General features: G+C 69.2%; 15 protein-coding genes and 1 pseudogene. 3 read left to right on the forward strand and 13 right to left on the reverse strand.

The features are described 5' to 3' along the window. Window positions 1-26 precede the first annotated feature (26 nt). The 4 genes from O1W71_RS04325 to O1W71_RS04340 form a co-directional block, all read right to left on the reverse strand. A complete protein-coding gene (locus O1W71_RS04325; RefSeq protein ID WP_269266628.1) occupies window positions 27-1,331 on the reverse strand; it encodes a heparan-alpha-glucosaminide N-acetyltransferase domain-containing protein in 1,305 nt (434 codons plus the stop codon). Between the two features lie 123 nt (window positions 1,332-1,454). Further along, on the reverse strand, window positions 1,455-2,930 hold the full coding sequence (locus O1W71_RS04330) for a sensor histidine kinase (protein ID WP_269266629.1): 1,476 nt from the start codon (window positions 2,928-2,930) through the stop codon (window positions 1,455-1,457). Next, window positions 2,927-3,664: a response regulator transcription factor gene (locus O1W71_RS04335; protein WP_269266630.1), complete on the reverse strand. Its 738-nt coding sequence runs from the start codon at window positions 3,662-3,664 to the stop codon at window positions 2,927-2,929. Before O1W71_RS04335 ends, O1W71_RS04330 begins: the two co-directional genes overlap by 4 nt. 55 nt (window positions 3,665-3,719) lie before the next feature. After that, complete coding sequence (locus O1W71_RS04340) at window positions 3,720-4,130, reverse strand: ribonuclease inhibitor (RefSeq protein WP_269266631.1); 411 nt, start codon at window positions 4,128-4,130, stop codon at window positions 3,720-3,722. Between the two features lie 211 nt (window positions 4,131-4,341). On the opposite strand from O1W71_RS04340, the pseudogene O1W71_RS04345 reads away from it, so the two are divergent. Beyond that, window positions 4,342-7,512, forward strand: a pseudogene (locus tag O1W71_RS04345) (glycoside hydrolase family 9 protein). Between the two features lie 90 nt (window positions 7,513-7,602). Continuing rightward, window positions 7,603-8,679: a LacI family DNA-binding transcriptional regulator gene (locus O1W71_RS04355; RefSeq protein WP_269266632.1), complete on the forward strand. Its 1,077-nt coding sequence runs from the start codon at window positions 7,603-7,605 to the stop codon at window positions 8,677-8,679. 48 nt (window positions 8,680-8,727) lie between these two features. Here the strand turns inward: O1W71_RS04355 and O1W71_RS04360 are convergent, their stop codons facing one another. The 9 genes from O1W71_RS04360 to O1W71_RS04400 form a co-directional block, all read right to left on the reverse strand. Next, on the reverse strand, window positions 8,728-9,297 hold the full coding sequence (locus tag O1W71_RS04360; RefSeq protein WP_269266633.1) for a hypothetical protein: 570 nt from the start codon (window positions 9,295-9,297) through the stop codon (window positions 8,728-8,730). 48 nt (window positions 9,298-9,345) lie between these two features. Beyond that, window positions 9,346-10,998, reverse strand: a complete 1,653-nt coding sequence (locus O1W71_RS04365) for a glycoside hydrolase family 53 protein (RefSeq protein WP_269266634.1) — start codon at window positions 10,996-10,998, stop codon at window positions 9,346-9,348. Continuing rightward, entirely contained in the window at window positions 10,995-12,167 is a 1,173-nt protein-coding gene (locus O1W71_RS04370; RefSeq protein ID WP_269266635.1) for a glycoside hydrolase family 53 protein, read from the reverse strand. The genes O1W71_RS04365 and O1W71_RS04370 overlap by 4 nt, the downstream gene beginning before the upstream one ends. Further along, complete coding sequence (locus tag O1W71_RS04375) at window positions 12,164-12,997, reverse strand: sugar ABC transporter permease (RefSeq protein ID WP_269266636.1); 834 nt, start codon at window positions 12,995-12,997, stop codon at window positions 12,164-12,166. Before O1W71_RS04375 ends, O1W71_RS04370 begins: the two co-directional genes overlap by 4 nt. Then, the gene (locus O1W71_RS04380; RefSeq protein ID WP_269266637.1) at window positions 12,990-14,336 is read right to left on the reverse strand and encodes a carbohydrate ABC transporter permease; all 1,347 of its coding nucleotides are present in this window, start codon (window positions 14,334-14,336) and stop codon (window positions 12,990-12,992) included. The genes O1W71_RS04375 and O1W71_RS04380 overlap by 8 nt, the downstream gene beginning before the upstream one ends. Before the next feature lie 26 nt (window positions 14,337-14,362). Then, a complete protein-coding gene (locus tag O1W71_RS04385) occupies window positions 14,363-15,682 on the reverse strand; it encodes an extracellular solute-binding protein (RefSeq protein WP_269266638.1) in 1,320 nt (439 codons plus the stop codon). Between the two features lie 141 nt (window positions 15,683-15,823). Further along, the gene (locus O1W71_RS04390; protein ID WP_269266639.1) at window positions 15,824-16,495 is read right to left on the reverse strand and encodes a response regulator; all 672 of its coding nucleotides are present in this window, start codon (window positions 16,493-16,495) and stop codon (window positions 15,824-15,826) included. Then, the gene (locus O1W71_RS04395) at window positions 16,492-17,724 is read right to left on the reverse strand and encodes a sensor histidine kinase (RefSeq protein ID WP_269266640.1); all 1,233 of its coding nucleotides are present in this window, start codon (window positions 17,722-17,724) and stop codon (window positions 16,492-16,494) included. Before O1W71_RS04395 ends, O1W71_RS04390 begins: the two co-directional genes overlap by 4 nt. Then, window positions 17,721-18,650 (reverse strand): CPBP family intramembrane glutamic endopeptidase, encoded by a 930-nt coding sequence (locus O1W71_RS04400; RefSeq protein ID WP_269266641.1) that lies wholly within the window; start codon window positions 18,648-18,650, stop codon window positions 17,721-17,723. The genes O1W71_RS04395 and O1W71_RS04400 overlap by 4 nt, the downstream gene beginning before the upstream one ends. A 166-nt stretch (window positions 18,651-18,816) precedes the next feature. On the opposite strand from O1W71_RS04400, the gene O1W71_RS04405 reads away from it, so the two are divergent. After that, complete coding sequence (locus tag O1W71_RS04405) at window positions 18,817-19,851, forward strand: serine hydrolase domain-containing protein (protein WP_269266642.1); 1,035 nt, start codon at window positions 18,817-18,819, stop codon at window positions 19,849-19,851. Window positions 19,852-19,854: the final 3 nt, after the last annotated feature.

The following is a 19,854-nucleotide window of genomic DNA, read 5'->3' on the forward strand; positions in this document are numbered from 1 at the left end:
CGAAAGGGCCGGCCCCTTCCGCGTGCCTAGCGGGCGTCGCTTCCCGCGGGCAGATCGACGCGGCGCGCGACGTTCGCGGTCACGGACTCGAGTGGTCCCCGGCCACGGCTGAGCGCCCACATCGTGCATCCGACGAGAAGCACCACGACGCATCCGATCCAGAACCATCCGCTGACGGCGGGATCGCCATCCCACGACGAGAGATCGGGGGCGAGCCCGAGCGGGGAGATCAGGACCGCGAACGAGACGACGTGGGCCGTGTAGGCCGTCAGCGGCATCGAGCCGACTGCCGCGACAGGCACGAGCAGCGCGCGGAGCGGACGCGCGAGGAGCAGACAGGCGCCGACGACGGCGAGCGCGAAGCCGCCGGACCCGATGATCTCCCACGTCCCTCCCGAGTGCGGCGCCACGCCCCACGCCTGAGACAACGCGGCTCGCAGATCGACCTCGCTCAAGCGCTCCAGATATCCGCGCCCGTCGGGACCCATTGACGAGGACGATCCCGGCACCAGCGAGAACGCTCCCGATGATGACAGCGCGGATGCCGACGACGAGACGCTCCCCCACCCCGAGAGCCAGCCGCGGACCGTTCCGTTGAACGCGTCGCCCAGGCCGTAGCCGAAGGCGGCGAGCCCGACTCCGGACCCGAACAGCACCGCCGCCGTCCGCGGCCGGTCGAGTCGCATCCGCCCGAGCGCCATCCCGGCGAGAACCAGGGGCAGCCACACGGTCAGCGGATACGAGCCGCTGATGAGGAAGTCGACCGCGGTGCCGCCGATGCCCTGCGGGATGCCGGCGCCCGAGATCGTCACCGCACGCAGAAGCGCTACGACGGTCGGCCCCGCGACGGCGATCGCGGCCGCGGTGAGCGCGAGGGTACGGCGACGGAGTCCCAGGAACGGGATGAGGATCAGGAAGAGGATGCCGTAGATGGGCAGAATGACGGCGATCCCGCTCCCGAGCATCTCCAGCGCCAGCCCGAGGGCGAGAACGACGAGGGCACGGCCGGCCATACGCAGACGTGCGGACCGCAGTGCCTCTCCCCGGGGGAGCTGCTCACGTCCGGTCGCAAGCGCGACGGAAATGCCCGCGACAACGGCGAAGAGGATGGACGACCGCCCCTGGACGATCGCGGCGAGGTCGGGCCCGTCGGGCCCCGCGACCATCCACGAGATCCCGACGTGCGCGCCGATCATGCCGAAGATCGCGAGGCCCCGGGCGACGTCGATGCCCATGAGCCGGGGCGGGCGGCCGAAGTAGCGCCACCGGGTGCCGACGGAACGGCGGACGGGCTCGGCGGATCGAACGATCGGAGTGGACGGCAGGGACACGACAGGCTCTCCTCGGCGATGGGCCGGACGACGACACGGGCGCGTGCGGCACGTGCCGCGCACCCGGTCGACGGTAGGTCTCTGCCCTGTGCGCGGATTAAGCGCGCGGGTGGCATCCGCCGGTCAGGCGGCGTTCGATGGGATGCGGATCCCGAACCGCGTACCCGTACTGGAGCTGGCGACCGACACGTCGTAGCCCGAGGCTGTCGCCAGCGCCTGCACGATCGCGAGACCGAGTCCGACCGTCGTCCGCTCGCGCGTCTGCGTCCGGCTGCCTGCCTGGGTGAAGCGATCGAAGATGGTCGGCAGTGCCTCGGGATCGATTCCCGGCCCGTCGTCCTGGACGACCAGTTCGACGGAGGTCGCCGTCGTCTCGAGAGAGACGGTCACACTGGTTCCGTCCGGAGTGTGATGCCCCGCATTTGCGACGAGGTTCAGCAGCATCTGACGGATCGCCCCCTCGTCCCCGACCACGGAGACATCCTCGTCCGGCAAGGCGATGCGCCAGATGTGCCCGGGATATGCGAACCGCGCGTCGGATGCGGTCTCCGCGACGATCATCGACAGCTCGACGTCATCGTGCGCGACCACCGGGTCGGCGTCGAGACGCGCGAGCAACAGCAGGTCATCGATCAGCGTGCTCATCCGCGACGCCTCCGACCCGATGCGCTGAAGCGCGCCCTGCGTCTCGCGGGGGTCGGCGCCGGCATCGGGCTGAGCGTAGAAGTCGGCGTAGCCGCGGATCGAGGCGAGGGGGTTGCGCAGCTCGTGGCTCGCCTCGGCGATGAAGCGACGCATCGACTCCTCGGCGCGGTGACGTGCGTTGAGCGAGAGCTCGACGTGGTCGAGCAGGCGGTTGAGCGCGTCCGCGACGCGGTCGGTCTCCGACCCCAGATGCCGCACGTCACGGGGAACCCGGCGTTGCGGGGCGATCTCGCCGGACGAGAGCGGCGTGGCCGTCACTTCATCGGCGATCTCGGCGACCCGTTCGAGGGGGTCGAGCTGCTGCCGGGTCCACCGCCAGCCGAACACCGCAGCGAAAGCCGCGATCGCGATTCCGACGACCGCGAGCCAGAGCGCGTAGGTCCCGACGACCCTTTCGGTTTCGGTGAGCCCCACACCGCTGACGACGGTGAGCTCCTGCCCGTCTGCCGCCGCGACCTCGGAGGCCGTCACGAGGTACCCGCCGTCGTCGGCCACGTCGATCGTCGTGGTGTACCCGCTCTCCGCCATCCCGTCCCGAACGTGCGTGAGCTCGCGCTCGGTCATCGGGCGGTAGGTGTAGTCACGGGTGAAGAAGGCCGAGACCGCGACGCGGTCGCCCTCGACGACGAAGAAGAACCCGTCGGAGGGAACCGCCAGTGACACGTCGTCGAAGGTCGGAACGCTTCCGGTCGCATCCACGGCCGAGAGAGTCTGCCCGATGGCGGTGTCGTTCGCCAGGTACAGCGTCGACTCAGCCTGGGTGACGAGATTCTGACGGAGGATCGCGACCGAGACGATGCCGAACACGGTCACCGCCGCGAGAAGCAGCCCCGACATCATTGCGACGGAGCGGCCACGCAGGGTGCGCAGGCCTCCCGGCCGCGCCGACGTCACGATGGAGCCGAAGCGGTCGGAGCTGCACGCAGGATATAGCCGACCCGCCGCAGCGTGTGGATCATCGGCTCACGCCCGTGATCGATCTTCTTGCGCAGATACGAGATGTAGATCTCCACGATGTTCGACTCCCGTCCGAAGTCATACTCCCAGACACGATCGAGGATCTGCTCCTTGCTGAGGACGCGATCGGCGTTGAGCATCAGGAAACGCAGCAGCGAGAACTCCGTCGCGGTGAGCCGGATCTGCTCCCCCGCGCGCGTGACCTCGTGGTTGTCTTCGTTCAGTCGCAGGTCGCCGACCTCGAGCATCGGGGTCGGCGCACCCTGCATGAGCATGGGGCTGCGTCGCAGCAGCCCGCGCAGACGCACCACCACCTCTTCGACGCTGAACGGCTTGGCCACGTAGTCATCGCCACCGGCGGCGATACCGGTGATGCGATTGGCCACCGTGCCGTTGGCGGTGAGGAAGAGGACCATGGTCTCGCTCAGCTCGCTGCGGAGCGTGCGCAGCACCTCGACACCGTCGATGTCGGGGAGCACGACATCGAGGACCATGAGATGCGGCCGCATCCGTCGCGCCGTCTCGATGGCGCTCGCGCCGGTCGCGGCGACCTCCACCTGCCAGCCCTGCCGTGACAGCACCGCCCCGAGCAGATGGCGAAGGTTCGGCTCGTCATCGACGACGAGCACGCGGATCGCGGGATCGGACAGCGGGGACGACGAGAGCGACATGGCTTCATGGTCCCGCGTGAGAATATGCGCCCGTTAAGAAAACCCGAGAGGAATCTCAGGCGAGCACGAGCTCGACCTCGGGGTGGCCCGCGAACACGTCCAGCACCAGGTCGAAGTAGGTCTTCCCCGCGCCCCGGTCCAGTTCGTCGAGTGCCGCGCGCGCAGGCCGTGCCGCGTAGATGTCGGGGCGCTCGAGCTTTGCGGCGAGGTAGGCCCGGGTGAGCGGGATGCCCAGCGCGTGTCGCGAGATCGCCGAATCCGCCCACACGACGCGAGCGGACGAAGCGTGCGCGAGGACGCCGAACCCGCCGTAGAGCAGATCGTCGAGGGCGTCCAGGCTCTCCCCGAGAGTCCACTCCTCGTCGGGCATGAAGACACGGTTCATCTCCGCGTAGAGCGACGGGATGTCGCGGACGCACGCGCCCTCGATCCGCAGGTCGACGGCGGCGGACGGCGGGCGATTCACATGCCGAGGCTAGCCGCCGCGACGATGACGAGCGCGCGCGGCACGGCCGGAACCGGCAGATCACGGCCGCGGCCGTTCTGCTAGCGTGCGTGAGAGCGCTCCATGGGAGCGCTCTCAGACGAGCGAAGGAGCTTGAATGGATGCGATGAGACAGCGTCGCAGGAGACGCGTCACGGCCGTGATCACGACGGGGATGCTCGTGGGAGCCGCGATGGCCGCCGCCCCGCTGGTCGCTGCAGCGGCCCCGGCAGAACTGATCCGGAACGGAGACTTCTCGACGGGTCACGAACTCTGGTGGTCGGTCGGTGTCGACGGCTTCGACACCGCAACCGGCGCCTTCTGCGCCGGGGTGCCCGACACCGAGAACCCCTGGGATGTGCTCATCGGCCAGAGCGACCTCGCGCTGGCCGATGGGGCCACCTACACGCTGACGGCGAGAGTTCGCGCCGATGCGCCCGGCACGCTCATCACTCAGGTGGCGCCGAAGGTCCCGGATGCCGCCTACACGACGTACCTCGCCGAGAGCACGCCACTCGCCGACACCTGGCAGCAGATCAGCGCGGAGTTCACGGCACGCGACCTGGGCCAGGGCACCGTGTACGAGCTGCAGTTCCGCCTCGGCGCGAACGGCGCCACGCGATTCTGCGTCGATGACGTGAGCCTCGTCGCCCGCGACGCCGCGACTCCCCCGGTCACCCCGATCGGCGACGACGAGCTGCTCCCGAACCCGACACTGGACGAGAGCACGAACCCGTGGTGGACGAGCGGCCCCGTGGCGCTGTCGAACCCCGCCCAGCGGATGTGTGCGACGGTGACCGAGCAGACGCCGAACCTGTGGGACGTGCTCCTCGGCCACAACGACATCTTCCTGCCGGGCGAGACGGGCTTTCGTCTGAGCTTCACGGCATCCGCCTCGACTGCCGCGACCGTCTCGGCCAAGGTCGGCACGTACACCGGAGCATCGCCTGAGGACTGGATCGAGCGATCTGTCGAACTCGGCACCGAAGCCCAGTCGTACGACCTGCCGTTCACCACGTCGCCGGCCGGCGACTATCACCTCGGGCAGGTGCAGTTCCGCCTCGGCGCGGTCGCAGCCGACACGGTGGTCTGTTTCGACGAGATCTCCCTCCAGGGAACCGCCTACTCCTACACCGCCGACCCCGGACCGGCCGTCAAGGTCAACCAGGTCGGGTATCTGCCCCGGGGCCCCAAGCGCGCGACCGTTGTGTCTGATGCCAGCACACCGCTGCCGTGGACCCTCGAAGCGCCGGACGGTACTGCCCTCGCCACGGGCGAGTCTCAGCCGGCAGGCTTCGACGCCTCCGCAGGGGCTTCCGTTCACACGATCGACTTCAGCGACGTCACCGAGGAAGCCGTTGATGTGCGGCTCCGGGTCGGCACGGACATCAGCCATCCCTTCACGATCTCCGCCGATGTCTTCCAATCGCTGCGTGCCGACTCGATGCGCTTCTTCTACACGAACCGCTCCGGCATCGAGATCGACGGCGACATCGCGGGCGCGGAGTACGCCCGTCCCGCCGGTCACACCGGCGCCTCACCCAACCAGGGCGACGAGAACGTGGGATGTCTCGAGCCGCAGCCGTGGTCGGACGGGTGGACCTGCACCGATCGGCATGATGTGCGGGGCGGCTGGTACGACGCCGGCGACCACGGCAAGTACGTCGTGAACGGCGGGATCGCCGTGGCCCAGGTGATGTCCGCCTACGAACGGGCCGTTGCAGCCGGCACGGCGGACGCGCTGAGAGATTCGACCCTTGCCGTGCCCGAGCGGGGCAACGGCATCCCGGACATCCTCGACGAAGCGCGATGGCAGATGGAGTTCCTGCTGCGGATGCAGGTGCCCTCCGGTGACCCGCTCGCCGGAATGGCTTGGCACAAGGTGCACGACCGCGCGTGGACCGGACTCCCCCTCTTGCCGCATGACGACCCGCAGGAACGGCTGCTGCACCGGCCGTCGACCGCGGCGACGCTGAACCTGGCGGCCACTGCGGCGCAGGCATCCCGCTTGTTCGCGCCGTTCGACGCGTCGTTCTCGCAGCGGCTGCTCGGATCGGCCGAGCGTGCGTACGACGCCGCCCTCGCACACCCCGACCTGCTCGCGCCGGAAGAGGACGGCACGGGTGGCGGCACCTACGCCGATGACGAGGTGGCCGACGAGTTCTACTGGGCGGCGGCAGAGCTGTACATCACCACCGGGAGCGACCGCGATCGCGCAGAGGTGGAAGGGAACCCCCTGCATCAGGCCGATGTGTTCGAGCCCGGCGGGTTCTACTGGGGCGAGGTGGCGGCCCTCGGACGCATGCAACTCGCTCGCTTCGCAACGGACCTTCCCGACATCGACCGCATCCGAACGTCGGTGATCGATGCCGCCGAGCGTCTGATCGCCGATCAGCGGGCGCAGCCGTTCGGCCAGCCGTACGCACCGGAAGAAGGACTGTACGACTGGGGCTCGAACTCGTCGGTGCTGAACAATCAGGTCGTCCTGGGGACCGCGTTCGACCTGACCCAGCGCCCGCGGTACGCCGACGCGGTCGTCGAGGGCTTCGACTACCTGCTCGGGCGCAACGTGCTCGGTCAGTCGTACATCACCGGGTACGGCGCGAATGACGCGCGCAATCAGCACAGCCGCTGGTGAGCCAACGCCCTCGACCCGGCGCTCCCGAACCCTCCGGTGGGCACGGTCGCCGGCGGACCCAACTCGTCGATCCAGGACCCGGTGGCAGGAGCCTGGCTGCAGGGCTGCGCGCCGCAGGCGTGCTACGTCGACAACATCGGGGCCTGGTCGGTCAACGAGATCACCGTCAACTGGAACTCGGCCCTCGCCTGGGTCTCGTCCTTCGTGGCGGACCTCGGCGACGGTTTCGTCGCCGTCTCTCCGCGCGCCGTCGATGATGTGGCGTCGGGGCCCGCCGGTGGCAGCATCGCTGTGCACCCGCTCGCCAACGACGTCGCCGGCGATGCCGACATCCCGCTCGATGCGGCGTCGCTCGCCCTCCTCGACGCGGCGGGCGTGCCGACCACCTCCGTCGTCACCGATGGACAGGGTCGATACGAGCTGAGCGGGGACGTCGTGTCGTTCATCGCGGATGCCGGGTTCGAGGGAACGGCGGCCCCGGTGAGGTACCGGGTGGCGGATGCGCGTGGCACCGAGGTGACCGCGACCATCACGGCCACGGTGACGGCACGAGCCGGTGAACAGCCCGACGAGTCGGGCTCGGCGGGCGCGGCCCCCGCGGGCGCGGCGCGCGGCGTCCTCGCTCGCTCGGGCATGGACCCGCTACCACTGTGGATGCTGGGCGGCGCGGGCGCGGCGCTGATGGCGGCCGGCGTCGCGCTGCTGCGTCGGCGACGGCTCGGCTGAGTTCGGGCGGGCCGCTCGGGACACGCTCCCGAGCGGCCCCCGTCGTCCGTGTTAGCTTTCGAGAACCGCGACCGACAGCCGGAACGAGATATGACCGACACTCCCCCCACCCGAAGGGCACCCCGGGTGACGCTGCGGGAGGTCGCGGAGCGTGCGGGCGTCTCGCGCTCGGCCGTCTCGTTCGTGATGAACGGTCGCACCGACCAGCGCCTGTCCGACGACGTGTTCGAACGCGTCCGTCGCGCCGCGGACGAGCTCGGCTACCGCCCCAACATCACCGCGCAGACGCTGCGCACCGGCCGCTCGGGCACGGTCGCACTGGTCTCCGACTTCGTCAGCAGCACCTCGTTCGCCAACTCGATGGTCCGCGGTGCGATGCAGGAGCTACGCGAGCGCGACACCCTCCTGTTCACCGTCGACACGCAGGGCGACGCGGAACTCGAGGAGCAGCTGCTCCAGAGCCTCCTGGGCCGCGACATCGACGGTGTGATCTACGCGTCGATGTTCACGCGGACCATCGCGCTTCCGCGGGCACTCGAAGGCGTCCCGACGGTCCTGTTGAATTGCGTGACGGCAGACGGGTCGATCGACGCGGTCGTGCCCGACGAGCTCGCAGCGGGGCGTGACGCCGCGCGGATGCTGCTCGATCACGGTCACCGTGACGACATCTGGTTCGTCGGAGCGCTGCCGGCAGGCTCGAGAGGCGGGGCCGCCTGGCCGGAGTGGGACCCCATCGCTCTGGCCGAGCGTCGCGCGGGCATCGATGCGGTGCTCGCCGCGGCGGGAACGAGCCTCGCCGGCGTCACCGCGATCGACGACGACTGGGACGTCGCGAACGGGCGTCGGGCGGTGTCGCAGATGCTCGCGGAGCCCCGGGTCAGGCCGACCGCGCTCGTGTGCGCAAACGACGCGCTCGCCGTCGGCGCCTATCAGGCGCTCCATCATGCCGGGCGCAGCGTCCCCACCGACGTGTCGGTGATCGGGTTCGACGGCAGCCCCTACGCCCGCGCGGTCGAGCCCGAGCTCACGTCGATCGCGCTCCCGCACATCGAACTCGGGCGGCGAGCGGCGGCGATGCTCGCGGCCCCCGGCGATTCGCCGCGCCTCGAACGTGTGCCGATGCCGATCCGGGCGGGCGGGTCGGTCGGGGTCGCACCCTCCCGGTAGCGGCTCAGCGCCCCAGCGCAGCGGCAGGGCAAGCGGGGCGCCGTCTCGTCAGCGGAAGCCGCCCGGCGCGAAGAGGTCGGGACGTTCGGCCTTCAGATGTTCCAGGAGCTGTCCGTAGCCGGTCATGGCCGAGGTCGCCGTGAAGGCCGTCCGCCGGCCGCGCTTCGCGAGAACCCCGCTGTACCGATGAGCCACGTGGGGGCGCAGCCGGGTGATGTCCGCGACCTCCACCCGGGTCGGCGGCAGGAAGCCCCGCGAGACGAAGACCGCCTGCGGGGCGACCTCGAGCCGCATCCGACTCATCCCGTGCGCGAGCCACAGGAGCGCCGCGCCGATGAGCAGAGCTCCGAGCCCCACGATCCGCCTCGCGGGCGAGTCCTCCGGACGTGTGATCGGACCCACGAGATTGATGACGCCGATGATCGCCATCATGCAGCCGCCGACGCGCACCATGACCCGCCGCCAGCGCTGGGTCGTTACGACGAAGAGCACCGAGGCGCGTTCGTCACGCCACGCTGCGGCGACGTCGGACGATCGCGCCAGTACGGCGCTCGCGCCCGCGATCGCCAGCATGACGACAGCGACGGCGACGCCGACCACGGAGAACAGAGCATCCACGGGCGGCGGGCCTTTCGTCGGGATCGGGCGACGCTCGACGGTATCGCATCAGCCGATCCGCTCGACGCGGACGTCGTCGATATTGAGCCAGGTGCCGCCGGCAGCCTGGGTGTAGAACCCGAGCTCGAGAGTTCCGTTCGTGACCGGCACGTCCAGCGACACCCGCTTCCAGTCGTTCGGACTCACCGGCAGCGCTGCCTGGCGCTCGGGCACGCCGGAGTTCTTCGCGTACAGATAGGCGGAGGTCTGGCCGCCGCTGTTGAGCGTCCACGCGGAGACCCGGTAGAGCCCCGACGGCAGCCCGCTGAGCGTCTGGTAGACCGACGCGGTATAGGGCGTCGACTTCCAGAACGTGAGCTTGAGCGCGCCCACGACCGCCGGGTCCTGAGTGAACACCGCGTTCGCGTGCGCGCCTCCCGGCGACCAGACACCCCACCCGGTCGGATCGTTCGTGTAACCGTCCTGCTCGAAGCCGCCGTTGACGACGAGGTTCGGCGGCGACGCCTCCCCGAACACGTCGAGTGTCGTCAGGGCCGCGCCGCTCCAGTCGAACAGCGTCTGGTTGTCCCACGGGTTGGAGAGGACGCCCGGGTCATCGTTGTCGATCTTTCCCGCCTCGGTCCCCCAGTTCGCGCCCGGGACGGGAAGCCAGCCCGGCTCCCACCAGATGAGTCCGCGCCCGCGCCCGTCGGGCACAGCACGGACGATGTCGCGGAGGTCTCGCAGGAAGGCCGTCTGGCCCGCGACGGTCGGCGGATACCCACCGGTCGCCGCCTCGGCGGTGTAGAACGAGTTGCCGAGGCCGTCGGCGTCACCGAGGGTCCAGCCGTACGCGGTCTCGACGATGAGGACGTCCTTTCCGTAGCGAGCGCTGATGTCGTTGAGGTTGACGGCGAGCTGCCCCATGGTGCCGTGCCAGAACGGGTAGTACGACAGCCCGATGATGTCGAACGGAACACCCTGCGCTGTGATCGCGTCGAACCACCAGCGGTAGAGGGCGTTGTCGCCGCCGTGGTCCAGGTGCAGGACGACCTCGATGTCCTCCCCCGCTCGAAGCGCCGCGTCGACCCCCGCGATCCCCGCTTTCAGCAAGCCCGCGAGCTGAGTGAAGTCCGAGACGCCGTTGCCGACGCGACCGTGATCCCACAGGATGCCGGCAGGGATCTCGTTGCCCATCTGCACCATGTCGGGCAGCACCCCGGCCGCCCGCATGGCGTCGATGACGTCCTCGGTGTACGCGCGAACGGTCGACACCAGCTGCGGGTAGGACAGCCCTTGCCACGCCTTCGGCACGGTCTGCGTTCCCGGGTCGGCCCACCAGTCGCTGAGGTGGAAGTCGAGCAGGACGTCCATCCCCGCGGCCTTCGCGCGCTGCGCCGTCGCGATGGTCGTCGCGAGGTCGTTGGTGCCACCGCCGTATGGTTCGCCGGCAGCCGTGTAGGGGTCGACCCACAGACGGAGCCGGGCGAGGTTCATGCCGGCATCGCCCATGATGTCGATCGGATCGCCCACGACTCCGCCCCGGGAGAACGTCCCGCCACGCGTTTCGACCTCGTGGATCATCCCGAGGTCACCGCCCATCACGAAGTCGTCCGGATCGAACGCCGCGCTCGCGGTGGTCGCCGGAAGGAACGCCGCGACCAGGACGGCTGCGGCCGCGGTGGCAAGCGCCGTCGCTCGCCGCCGTGCTCGGTTCGTCATCTGTATTCCTCTCTCATGATTGCGGGCCGACCGGAGGTCGCCCCGAGTGCGCTCAGTGAGGCGAGAACGCGCCCCCGCTCATCGAACAGCGTCTGGTTCGCCCAGCCGTTGCCGGGCTCCGCCACGTCGTTTCCGTAGTCCATCCCCGCCACCGACGCCCAGGAGGTTCCGGGCACAGGCAACCAGGCGGGCTCCCAGTACACGATCCCGAGTCCCCGGCCGGCGGGCACTCCACGCATGACCCCGGCGAGGTCGTCGAGGTACCGAGCCTGACCGTCGACGGAGGCCGGGTAGATCGCCGCAGGCGAGCTCGCATCGAACATCGAGGTCCCGCCGGGGTTGTCGAGCCGGTACGCGTACGCCGTCTCGACGACGATGACGTCCTTTTCGTAACGCTCGATGAGCTGGTGGAGGTTGTCGCGCAGGTCGTCCAGCGACCCGTGCCACAGCGGGTAGTACGACAGTCCGACGGCATCGAAGTCGATGCCTCTCATGGTGATCTCGTCGAACCACCGGCGGTAGAGATCGGCAGCACCTCCGGCGTCGAGATGAAAGATGATGCGCGAACCGGAATCGGCTGCGCGCACCGCACTCGACCCCGCCTGCAGCAGTCGGGCGAGACGGTCGTACTGCTCGGACGCCTCATCCGGCGACACCTCCTCGAAAGCACGGCTCTCGAGGTCGTACCGCGGCGTGCGGCCGTGCGGCCACAGCATCCCGTTCGTCGTCTCGTTGCCGACCTGCACCCATTCCGGGCTGCCCGCGCTCGACTGCACGGCGGTGATGACCTCCGCCGTGTGCGCGGCGACGGCATCGCAGACACCGTCGAGGTCGAGGCCCTCCCAGGATCTCGGCAGCGACTGCTTCTTCGGATCGGCCCAGAAATCGCTGTAGTGCAGGTCGATCATCAGGTCGAGTCCGGCTGCCCGCGCGCGCTCGGCCAAGCGCAGCGTCGTCGCGAGGTCGTTCGTGCCGCCTTGGTACGGCCGTCCTGCACCGTCGGTCGGGTCGACCCAGACCCTCAGGCGCGCGAGGTTCACGCCGTGGTCGGCCAGGATGCGAAAGAGGTCCCTCGTGCCCGCGGCATCCGAGAAGCTGCCGCCCAGCGCCTCGACCTCCGCGGTCATCGACACGTCGGCCCCGCGAATCGGTAGTGATGTCGTCGTCATTCCTTCTCTCCTCCTTGCGCTAGCCCCGCGACCAGGTATCGCTGGAGCACCATGTAGAGCACTGTGATCGGCACCGCGACGAGGATGGCCCCCGCCGCGAACGTCGTGAAGTCGTTCCGCGTCTGGTCGGAGATCAGCTGGAACAACCCGATCGCGACGGTGTAGTTCTGCGGGCTGCTGATCAGAAGACGCGGGAGGATGAAGTCCATCCACGGCACCGCGAATTGGGTGACCGCGACGAAGGTCAGCATCGGCGTCATCAACGGCAGGAGAATGCGCGTGAAGATCTGCAGATGCGAGGCCCCGTCGATCACGGCCGCCTCGTCGAGGCTGGTGGAGATGCCGTCGAGGTATCCCTTGAGCAACCAGATGTTGTACGGCACCGCCGCCGCCACGCTCGCGATCACGAGACCGGTGAGACTGTCGAGCAGGCCGAAGTTCAGATAGAGGATGTAGATCGCGATCGCGGTCATGAATGTCGGGAAGATCTGAATCACCAGCATCACGAGCAGTCCCAGGCGCCGCCCCGCGAAGCGCAGCCGAGCGAACACATAGGCGGCGATCGCCGACAGCAGCACGCTGATCACCATGTTCGACACCGCGACGAAGAGCGAGTTGCCGTACCAGGTGGCGAACGGCGTCTCAGCGAACAGCTTGATGTAGTTGGCGAGAGTCGGATCGGCCGGGATGGCCGACGCCTGCGCGAGTGAGCGCCCCGAGCCGAAGGAAGAACCGACGATCCAGGCCAGCGGGTAGAGGACGATCACCGCCACGATCAGCAACTCGACGTGGATCAGGACCGTAAGGAATCGATTCCGAGTTCTATGCATCGGTGAACGCCTTCGAACGACGCAGGCTCCAGATCGAGAAGCTGCCGACGATGACGAAGATCAGGATCGACATCACCGAGGCGATGTCGTACAGACCGTTGTCGAGGGTGAGCTTGTAGAGCCAGGTGATGAGGATGTCGGTACCACCGGCGTACCGGTAGTCGGGATTCGCAGGGCCACCTTGGGTGAGGAAGTAGATGACCCCGAAGTTGTTGAAGTTCGCCACGAACGACAGGACGATCAACGGTGCCGTGGCTCGCAGGACGATGGGCAGCGTGAGGTAGCGCACCTGTTGCACCGCCGACGCGCCGTCGATGCGCGCGGCCTCGTAGTAGCTCGGCGAGATGTTCGTCAGGGCCCCGCTGATGAGGGCCATGAAGTAGGGGAAGCCCAGCCACAGGTTCACCAGAAGCGCGATGAGCCGCGCGAGCCAGGGGTTCGCCGGATCGGTCAGCCACATCACCCGCTCGGGCGTGATGCCGAGGTCGACGAGCGCCTGACTGATGGGTCCGAATTGACCGTTGAACATCGAGCGGAAGACGAGAGCCGAGATCATGGCGGGCACCGCCCACGGCAGGAAGAAGATGCTCCGCCACAGGCGCGGCAGGCGCACGCGCCTGCTGGAGACGAAGACGGCCTGCAGAAAGCCGAGCGCGTACGTCGTGGTTGTCGCCAGCGCCGCCCACAGCACCGTCCATCCGAGCACGCCGAAGAACGTCGCACCCCAGGCGCCGGCTCCCAGCAGCTGCCGGAAGTTGGCGAGGCCGACCCAGTCGACCAGCTGCATCGGCGGCAGGTTGTCGCTGCTGTAGTCGGTGAATGCGATGAGGATGCCGAAGACCACCGGCAGGGCGGTGACGAACAACAGCAGGATCAGGGTGGGTGCGAGCACGAGGTAGGGGAACGCCGTCTGCCGAGCGGCGCGCACCCACTCCCCGGCGGTCAGCCGCTCTCCGCTCGTGATGAGTCGGCGCCGCGTCCGTGCTGCGTCGCGCACGGCCCAGACGGTGGTCGCCGCCATGAGCCCGAGGACGAGGACCGCGATGATGCCGTTGATCATGAGGACGATCGAATGGTCGCCCGGCGACAACCCTGCGACCGTCATCGTGCGCGGTTGCGTGCCGAGGGTGACGAGACCCCACAGACCGCGGACGAAGAACCCGCCGTGGGTGCGCGGCGTGTAACCCGAGAGGTCGGCGTAGTGGCCGGTGAGCAGCTCAGCGATCACCGCACCGGCGCCGACAGCGGCGAGCGCCAGACCCTTGCCCCATTCCCGGTTGAGGAACTGCCCGAGACCGGGCACCAGCGCGGAGGCGACCCCGAGCGTCCAGGGCGCCACGGGGTCCGCTCCGCGTCGGTGCGGGTTCACTCCCCCAGCCCGGTCAGGTCGGCGTAGCCGGCGACCGCCTGCTGCTGCGCTGTCGCCGGATCGAGGACTCCGTCCCACACGCCCGCGACGAGGTTGTTGCCGACCGTCCAGAGCGCGTCGCTCACGTCCGCGACGAGGTCGGAGCGCTCGGCCTGAGCGAGCACCCCGTTCGCGTGCGGATCGTCGGCGAGTCCGGGGATGGCTTGGGCGTTGAGCCTCGTCAGCGCCGGGATGCCGCCCGTCGTTCGATAGAGCGCAGCGGCCGCCTCGTCCGACGCGAGGAAGGCCGCGAACACACGCGCGGCGCCGGGATACTCGGAGTAGCCCGAGACGACCCCCACTCCCAGACCCGCGAGCGTCGCTGCGTCGCCTCCCCCGTGGGCCGACGGGAGGGTCGTCACGCCGTATTCGAAGCCGTTCTCCGCCGCCGCCGCGGTGAAGTCGCCGATCGACCAGGGCCCCGTGATCGCATAGGGCGTCTGGCCCTTCGCGAACTCCATCTCGATGGAATCCCAGGTGGCGTCCGCCGAGTTGACCGGCCAGAGGTCGCGCAGCGCGCCGTAGTATTCGAGGCCGGCAGCGAGAGCCGGCGCATCGAGACCGGGATCGCCCTCATCGGTGCCGAGATGCCACCCGAGCGAGCTGAGCACCGGGTACGCGTAGTAGAGCTGCCCGCTCAGCCAACGAATGGTCCACCGGTTCTCCCGGGGGTCGTTGTACGTCGCGGCGAGCTCGCGGATCTGCTCCCAGGTCGTCGCCGGTTCGGTCGAACCCGTGAGCTGCTGCAGGAGGGTCTTGTTGTAGAACAGCGCGATCGACTCGGTCGACACCGGCACGCCGTACAACTCGCCGTCGCGGCTGACGACCCCCGCGAACGCGTCACCGACCCGCGAGGCGATCTCATCCGCGTACTCGCCCAGGGGCGCAGCCACCCCGGACTCGATCGCGTTCGCGAGGTCGGTGAAGTTCGTGAAGTAGACGTCGGCGCCGGTGCCCGCCTCACCGTCGAGCGCCATCTTCGAGACAGCATCCACCTTCGACACCGTCGTCACCTCGACGCGGATGCCGGGATGCGCGGCGGCGAAGGCCTCGGCCAGCGCCTCGCCGTACTCGGGGTATTCGACCCAGACCTTCAGCGGCACCTCTCCGCTGGCGATCTCCGGCTCGATCTCATACGCGCCCGCCTCGGCATCCCAGGTCAGCGACGTCTGCTCGGCCGAGGGCGCGCTCGAGCATCCCGCGCTGACCGCGACGGCGAGGATGATCGCTGAACCCACCGTTGCGCGGGTAATGGCTGCTGTGTTCCGGATGGTCATGCGAACTCCCTCGTTGCCGTGACTGTGACCGGTCCCAGTCAACTGGCGCGGTCCATCTGAGTCCATGACGGTAGTGGCAGGATCGCTGCTCCGACGCCCCTCTCCCCTGGGGAGGAATCGGCGGTGACCCGGTCCCCCGGCTCAGTCCAGCGGCGTGACGACCTTGTTCTGATACGCCCAGACGACCGCCTGCAGGCGCGAACGCACGCCGAGCTTCGTCAGGATGCGCACCAGGTGCGACTTGACGGTGCTGACCTCGACCGTCAACGCCTCGGCGATCTCGTCGTTCGACATTCCCTGCGCCAGCAGCTCGAGAATCTCGCGCTCTCGCGGCGTGAGGTGGTCAGCGGCCTCGGTGGCCGTCGACACCCGCTGCAATGCACGTCGGCGTGAGAACTCCCGCAGCACTCGCCGCGTGACGGCCTGATCGAGGGTGCCGTTGCCCGCAGCGACGTTTCGCACCGCTCGGACGATCTCTTCGGGCTCGGCGTCTTTCAGAAGGAATCCCGACGCCCCGGCCTCCAGCGCCTCGAACACGTACTCGTCGATGTCGAAGGTCGTGAGGATCAGCACCGGGACGGCGGGTTCGTCTTCTCCCCGACCGGCAAGCGCCCGCGCCACCTCGATACCGCTGAGGCCCGGCATCCGGACGTCGAGGCAGGCGACATCGGGCTGCAGCGACGTCGCCGATTCGAGCGCTTGCAAGCCGTCGGATGCCGTCGCGACCACCTCGATGTCATCTTCAGCCGCCAGTAGCGCGGCGACCCCCGCCCGCACCAGAGGCTGATCGTCGGCGACGAGCACGCGGATCACGAGCTCGCTCCCGGGGCGCCGAGCGCCTCGGCCGGCACCGTGAGCCGGACACGCCAACCACCGCCGGCCTCCGGTCCCGCGTCCAGCGTGCCGCCCACCAGGCCGGCCCGTTCGCGCATCCCGAGCAGTCCGAATCCCTCGCGAGCCGTGCTGGCGGACGGCGCCGCGAGGGCAGGTGGGACACCCGCGTCACGCACGGTCGCGACGAAGACGCCGGGCCGAGTGCCGTCGAGGCGGACCTCGCACGGCGCCCCGGGAGCATGCCGAGCGGCGTTGGCGAGCGCTTCCTGCACCATCCGGTACACCACGAGCTGACCGAGCGGGCCGACCTGTGCAGTGCCTCGATCCATCGAGAACTCGACCGCGCGCCCCGTGGCCCGGGCAGCGTCGACCAGAGCGGCGACGGTCTCGATCGTCTCGACCGTGTCGCGCCCGTCGCCGTCTCGCCGAAGCAGCCCGACGAGCTGGCGGAGATCGTCGAGCAGCACGCGGCTCTGTTCGCGCACCTGCCGGACGGCCACCCGAGCAGCATCCGGGTCGGTCGCTATCTGGCGCTCGATGACCCCCGACATCAGCGCGATGCTCGATACGTGATGGGCGGCGATGTCATGCAGTTCGCGCGCCATCGCGGTGCGTTCGCGGGCGACCGCGGCGTCCACGACCGCGGCCCGTTCACGGCGAACCGCCTCGCTCTCGCCCTGCTCAGCCCGACGGGCGTCGCGACGAGCCGTCACCGCGAGCACCCCCGCGGCCGGCAGAGCGACGATGGCGACGGCTTGCAGCAGGGCCGCACCCACCGCGGCCGGCACGGTCACCGCGCTCGACCCGAGGATGTCGGCGGCCTGTCCGCCCGCGACGAGGAGGCCGGCCACCGGCAGCACGACACGAAGGGCCGGCACCGTCACGACCGGCGTGGCGCGCAGAACGGCGACCAGCACGGCGGCATCGGCGAGGCTGCCGAGTCCCGTCGGTGTGGTGATCCCGATGAGCAGCGCTCCGGCCGACGTGCCGAGCAGCACCGCCACGGGGATCGAGCGCGCGAAGCACAGCGCGGCCGCCTGCACGATGAGGACGATCGCGAACACCCACCACGAAGCGGACCCGAGGCTCGGCGTCGCGTGATCTGCGAACAGCTCGGGCGCAGCCACCAGCGCGAGCAGCGTCACCGCGCCGGTGCCGAGCGCCACGACGACATCCGTGACGCTCGGCGCACGCCGCATCCGACTCATGCCGCTATCTTCGCGGCTTCCGGCGCGCGATGCCCCATCACGGGCGAACCAGCCGGAAGCCCGAGACGTCCGCGGGTGAGCGCGATCGTGACGACCGCGGCCGCTGCGGCACCGATCAGGAGCACGTGCTGCAACTGATCACCGCCCACGGTCGGGAACATCTCCGCCCAGAACACCGTGACGGTGTTGTTCAGGCTCTCATGGAAGAGCATCACGATCGGCAGGCTCTGTCCCGAACGGTTGAACAGCCACATGATCACGACGTTGAACAGCGCGCTGAAGGCGACGAACTCCACGACATTCAGCCATGTCACGTCCGGCCATGATCCCCACTCGGTGAGGAACAGCGGCAGGTGCCAGATGCCCCACAGCGGCCCGAGGATCGCCGCGGCGCCGAGCGAGCCGAAGCGCTCCTGCAGCGGCGGTAGGGCGAAGTCGCGCCAGCCCGGCTCTTCGGCGAGCCCCGTCGTCAGCATCTGCAGGAGGAGCGCGGGCACGTACAGCGCGATCGCGATGAGGCTGGGCGCCTGCGCCTGCCCGCCGGATGCGAGGAATCCGAACGACAGCACGGCCAGCGGCACCGCGAGCAGCGCGACGGCGTACCACCGCGGCGCGACTCGCCACCGCAGCAGCCGCCCGACCCAGACACGCAGTCCCGCGCGTCCGCCCGTCACCGCGGTCACGACGAACGCCGCACCGAGTGGCCCGAGGTATGCACCGAAGAGCATCCCGGTGAACTGCGAGGTGCCGAAGATCTGCGGGAACGCGTAATCCCAGACGCCGAGACCGTCGTTCGAGAGAATCCACGGGGTCCAGGCCACCCAGCTGAGACCCAGCGCGAGCACGAAGAACGATACGAGGGGCCGTCGGCGGATGATGCCGGTGACGCTCCTCTCGGAGGTGGAGCCGACGTGAATGGTGGCCATGAGGGTTTCCTTCCGGTCGTCGTCGGACCCCGAGGAACGGGGTCGTCGTCGACTGTAGGAAGGAGGCCGCGTTCGGCTCGACGTTCGAACGGCGGCAATCCGCCACCTCCATCGAAAGGTGGAGGGGGAATCGCGCCGACCTCCGCGCCACTGGCACAGTAGGGGTATGAGCACGACGGAGAGCATCATCATCGACGAGCGAGCGCTTCAGGCCGCGTTCGATGAGGAACCGTTCTCGGGGATCGTCCGCGTCGACTCGGGCGATCTGTCCGTGTGGCGCAGTGCGCACGGGATGGCCGACCGGGCGAGCGAGAGGCCCGTCTCCGAGAGCACGCGCTTCGCGATCGCGTCAGGGAGCAAGGCTTTCACGGCACTCGCCATCATGCGACTCGTCCAAGACGGCCGGCTCGCGCTCGACACCGCCGTTCGAGGGGTGCTCGGTGACGATCTGCCGCTCATCGACGACGCGGTGACCGTCGAGCACCTCCTCGGCCACACCTCGGGAATCGGCGACTACATCGACGAGGACGACGACCTCGATGTATCGGAGTTCTTCCTCGGAGTGCCCGTGCACACGCTCACGACCGCGGAGGCGTTCCTGCCCCTGCTCGACGGCATCCCGCCGAAGGCCGCTCCCGGCGAGACGTTCGCCTACTGCAACAGCGGCTACGTCGTGCTCGCGATCGTCCTCGAACGGGTCACGGGCCGCGTCTTCCACGAGGTGGTGCACGATCTCGTCCTCGTCCCGGCCGGCCTGATCGACACCGGCTTCCCCCGCACCGACGAGCTCGACGGGAATCATGCCCGCGGTTACGTCTTCGACGACGGACTGCGCGTCAACACGCTGCACCTGCCCGTCCGCGCCAATGGCGACGGCGGCGCTTCTACGACGGCCGCCGACGTTCACCGGTTCTGGCGCTCGTTCTTCGCCGGACGCATCGTCTCACCCGACACCGTGGCGCTGATGACCGCCCCGCGTTCCCTCGTCGAAGACGAGGAGATGCGGTACGGTCTCGGGTTCTGGCTCGACGAGACCGGACCAGGTGTCGTCCTCGAAGGGTGCGACGTCGGCTCGTCGTTCCGGTCCGTTCATCACCCGCCGACCGCGACCACCGCGACTGTGATGAGCAACACGGCAGACGGAGCCTGGCCCGTCGCGCGCGTACTGGCCGATGCGATGGCGCAGCTCGACGAGCGGTAGGCC

The sequence above is a fragment of the Microbacterium sp. H37-C3 genome, assembly GCF_027157935.1.
GTDB lineage: Bacteria > Actinomycetota > Actinomycetes > Actinomycetales > Microbacteriaceae > Microbacterium > Microbacterium plantarum.

Excerpts from the sequence above, each read along its gene's own strand:
- O1W71_RS04355 (WP_269266632.1), top strand. The coding sequence starts at position 7,603 with ATGACCGACACTCCCCCCACCCGAAGGGCACCCCGGGTGACGCTGCGG.
- O1W71_RS04375 (WP_269266636.1), bottom strand. The coding sequence starts at position 12,997 with ATGCATAGAACTCGGAATCGATTCCTTACGGTCCTGATCCACGTCGAG.
- O1W71_RS04405 (WP_269266642.1), top strand. The coding sequence starts at position 18,817 with ATGAGCACGACGGAGAGCATCATCATCGACGAGCGAGCGCTTCAGGCC.
- O1W71_RS04395 (WP_269266640.1), bottom strand. The coding sequence starts at position 17,724 with ATGAGTCGGATGCGGCGTGCGCCGAGCGTCACGGATGTCGTCGTGGCG.
- O1W71_RS04335 (WP_269266630.1), bottom strand. The coding sequence starts at position 3,664 with ATGTCGCTCTCGTCGTCCCCGCTGTCCGATCCCGCGATCCGCGTGCTC.
- O1W71_RS04365 (WP_269266634.1), bottom strand. The coding sequence starts at position 10,998 with ATGACGAACCGAGCACGGCGGCGAGCGACGGCGCTTGCCACCGCGGCC.
- O1W71_RS04400 (WP_269266641.1), bottom strand. The coding sequence starts at position 18,650 with ATGGCCACCATTCACGTCGGCTCCACCTCCGAGAGGAGCGTCACCGGC.
- O1W71_RS04385 (WP_269266638.1), bottom strand. The coding sequence starts at position 15,682 with ATGACCATCCGGAACACAGCAGCCATTACCCGCGCAACGGTGGGTTCA.
- O1W71_RS04370 (WP_269266635.1), bottom strand. The coding sequence starts at position 12,167 with ATGACGACGACATCACTACCGATTCGCGGGGCCGACGTGTCGATGACC.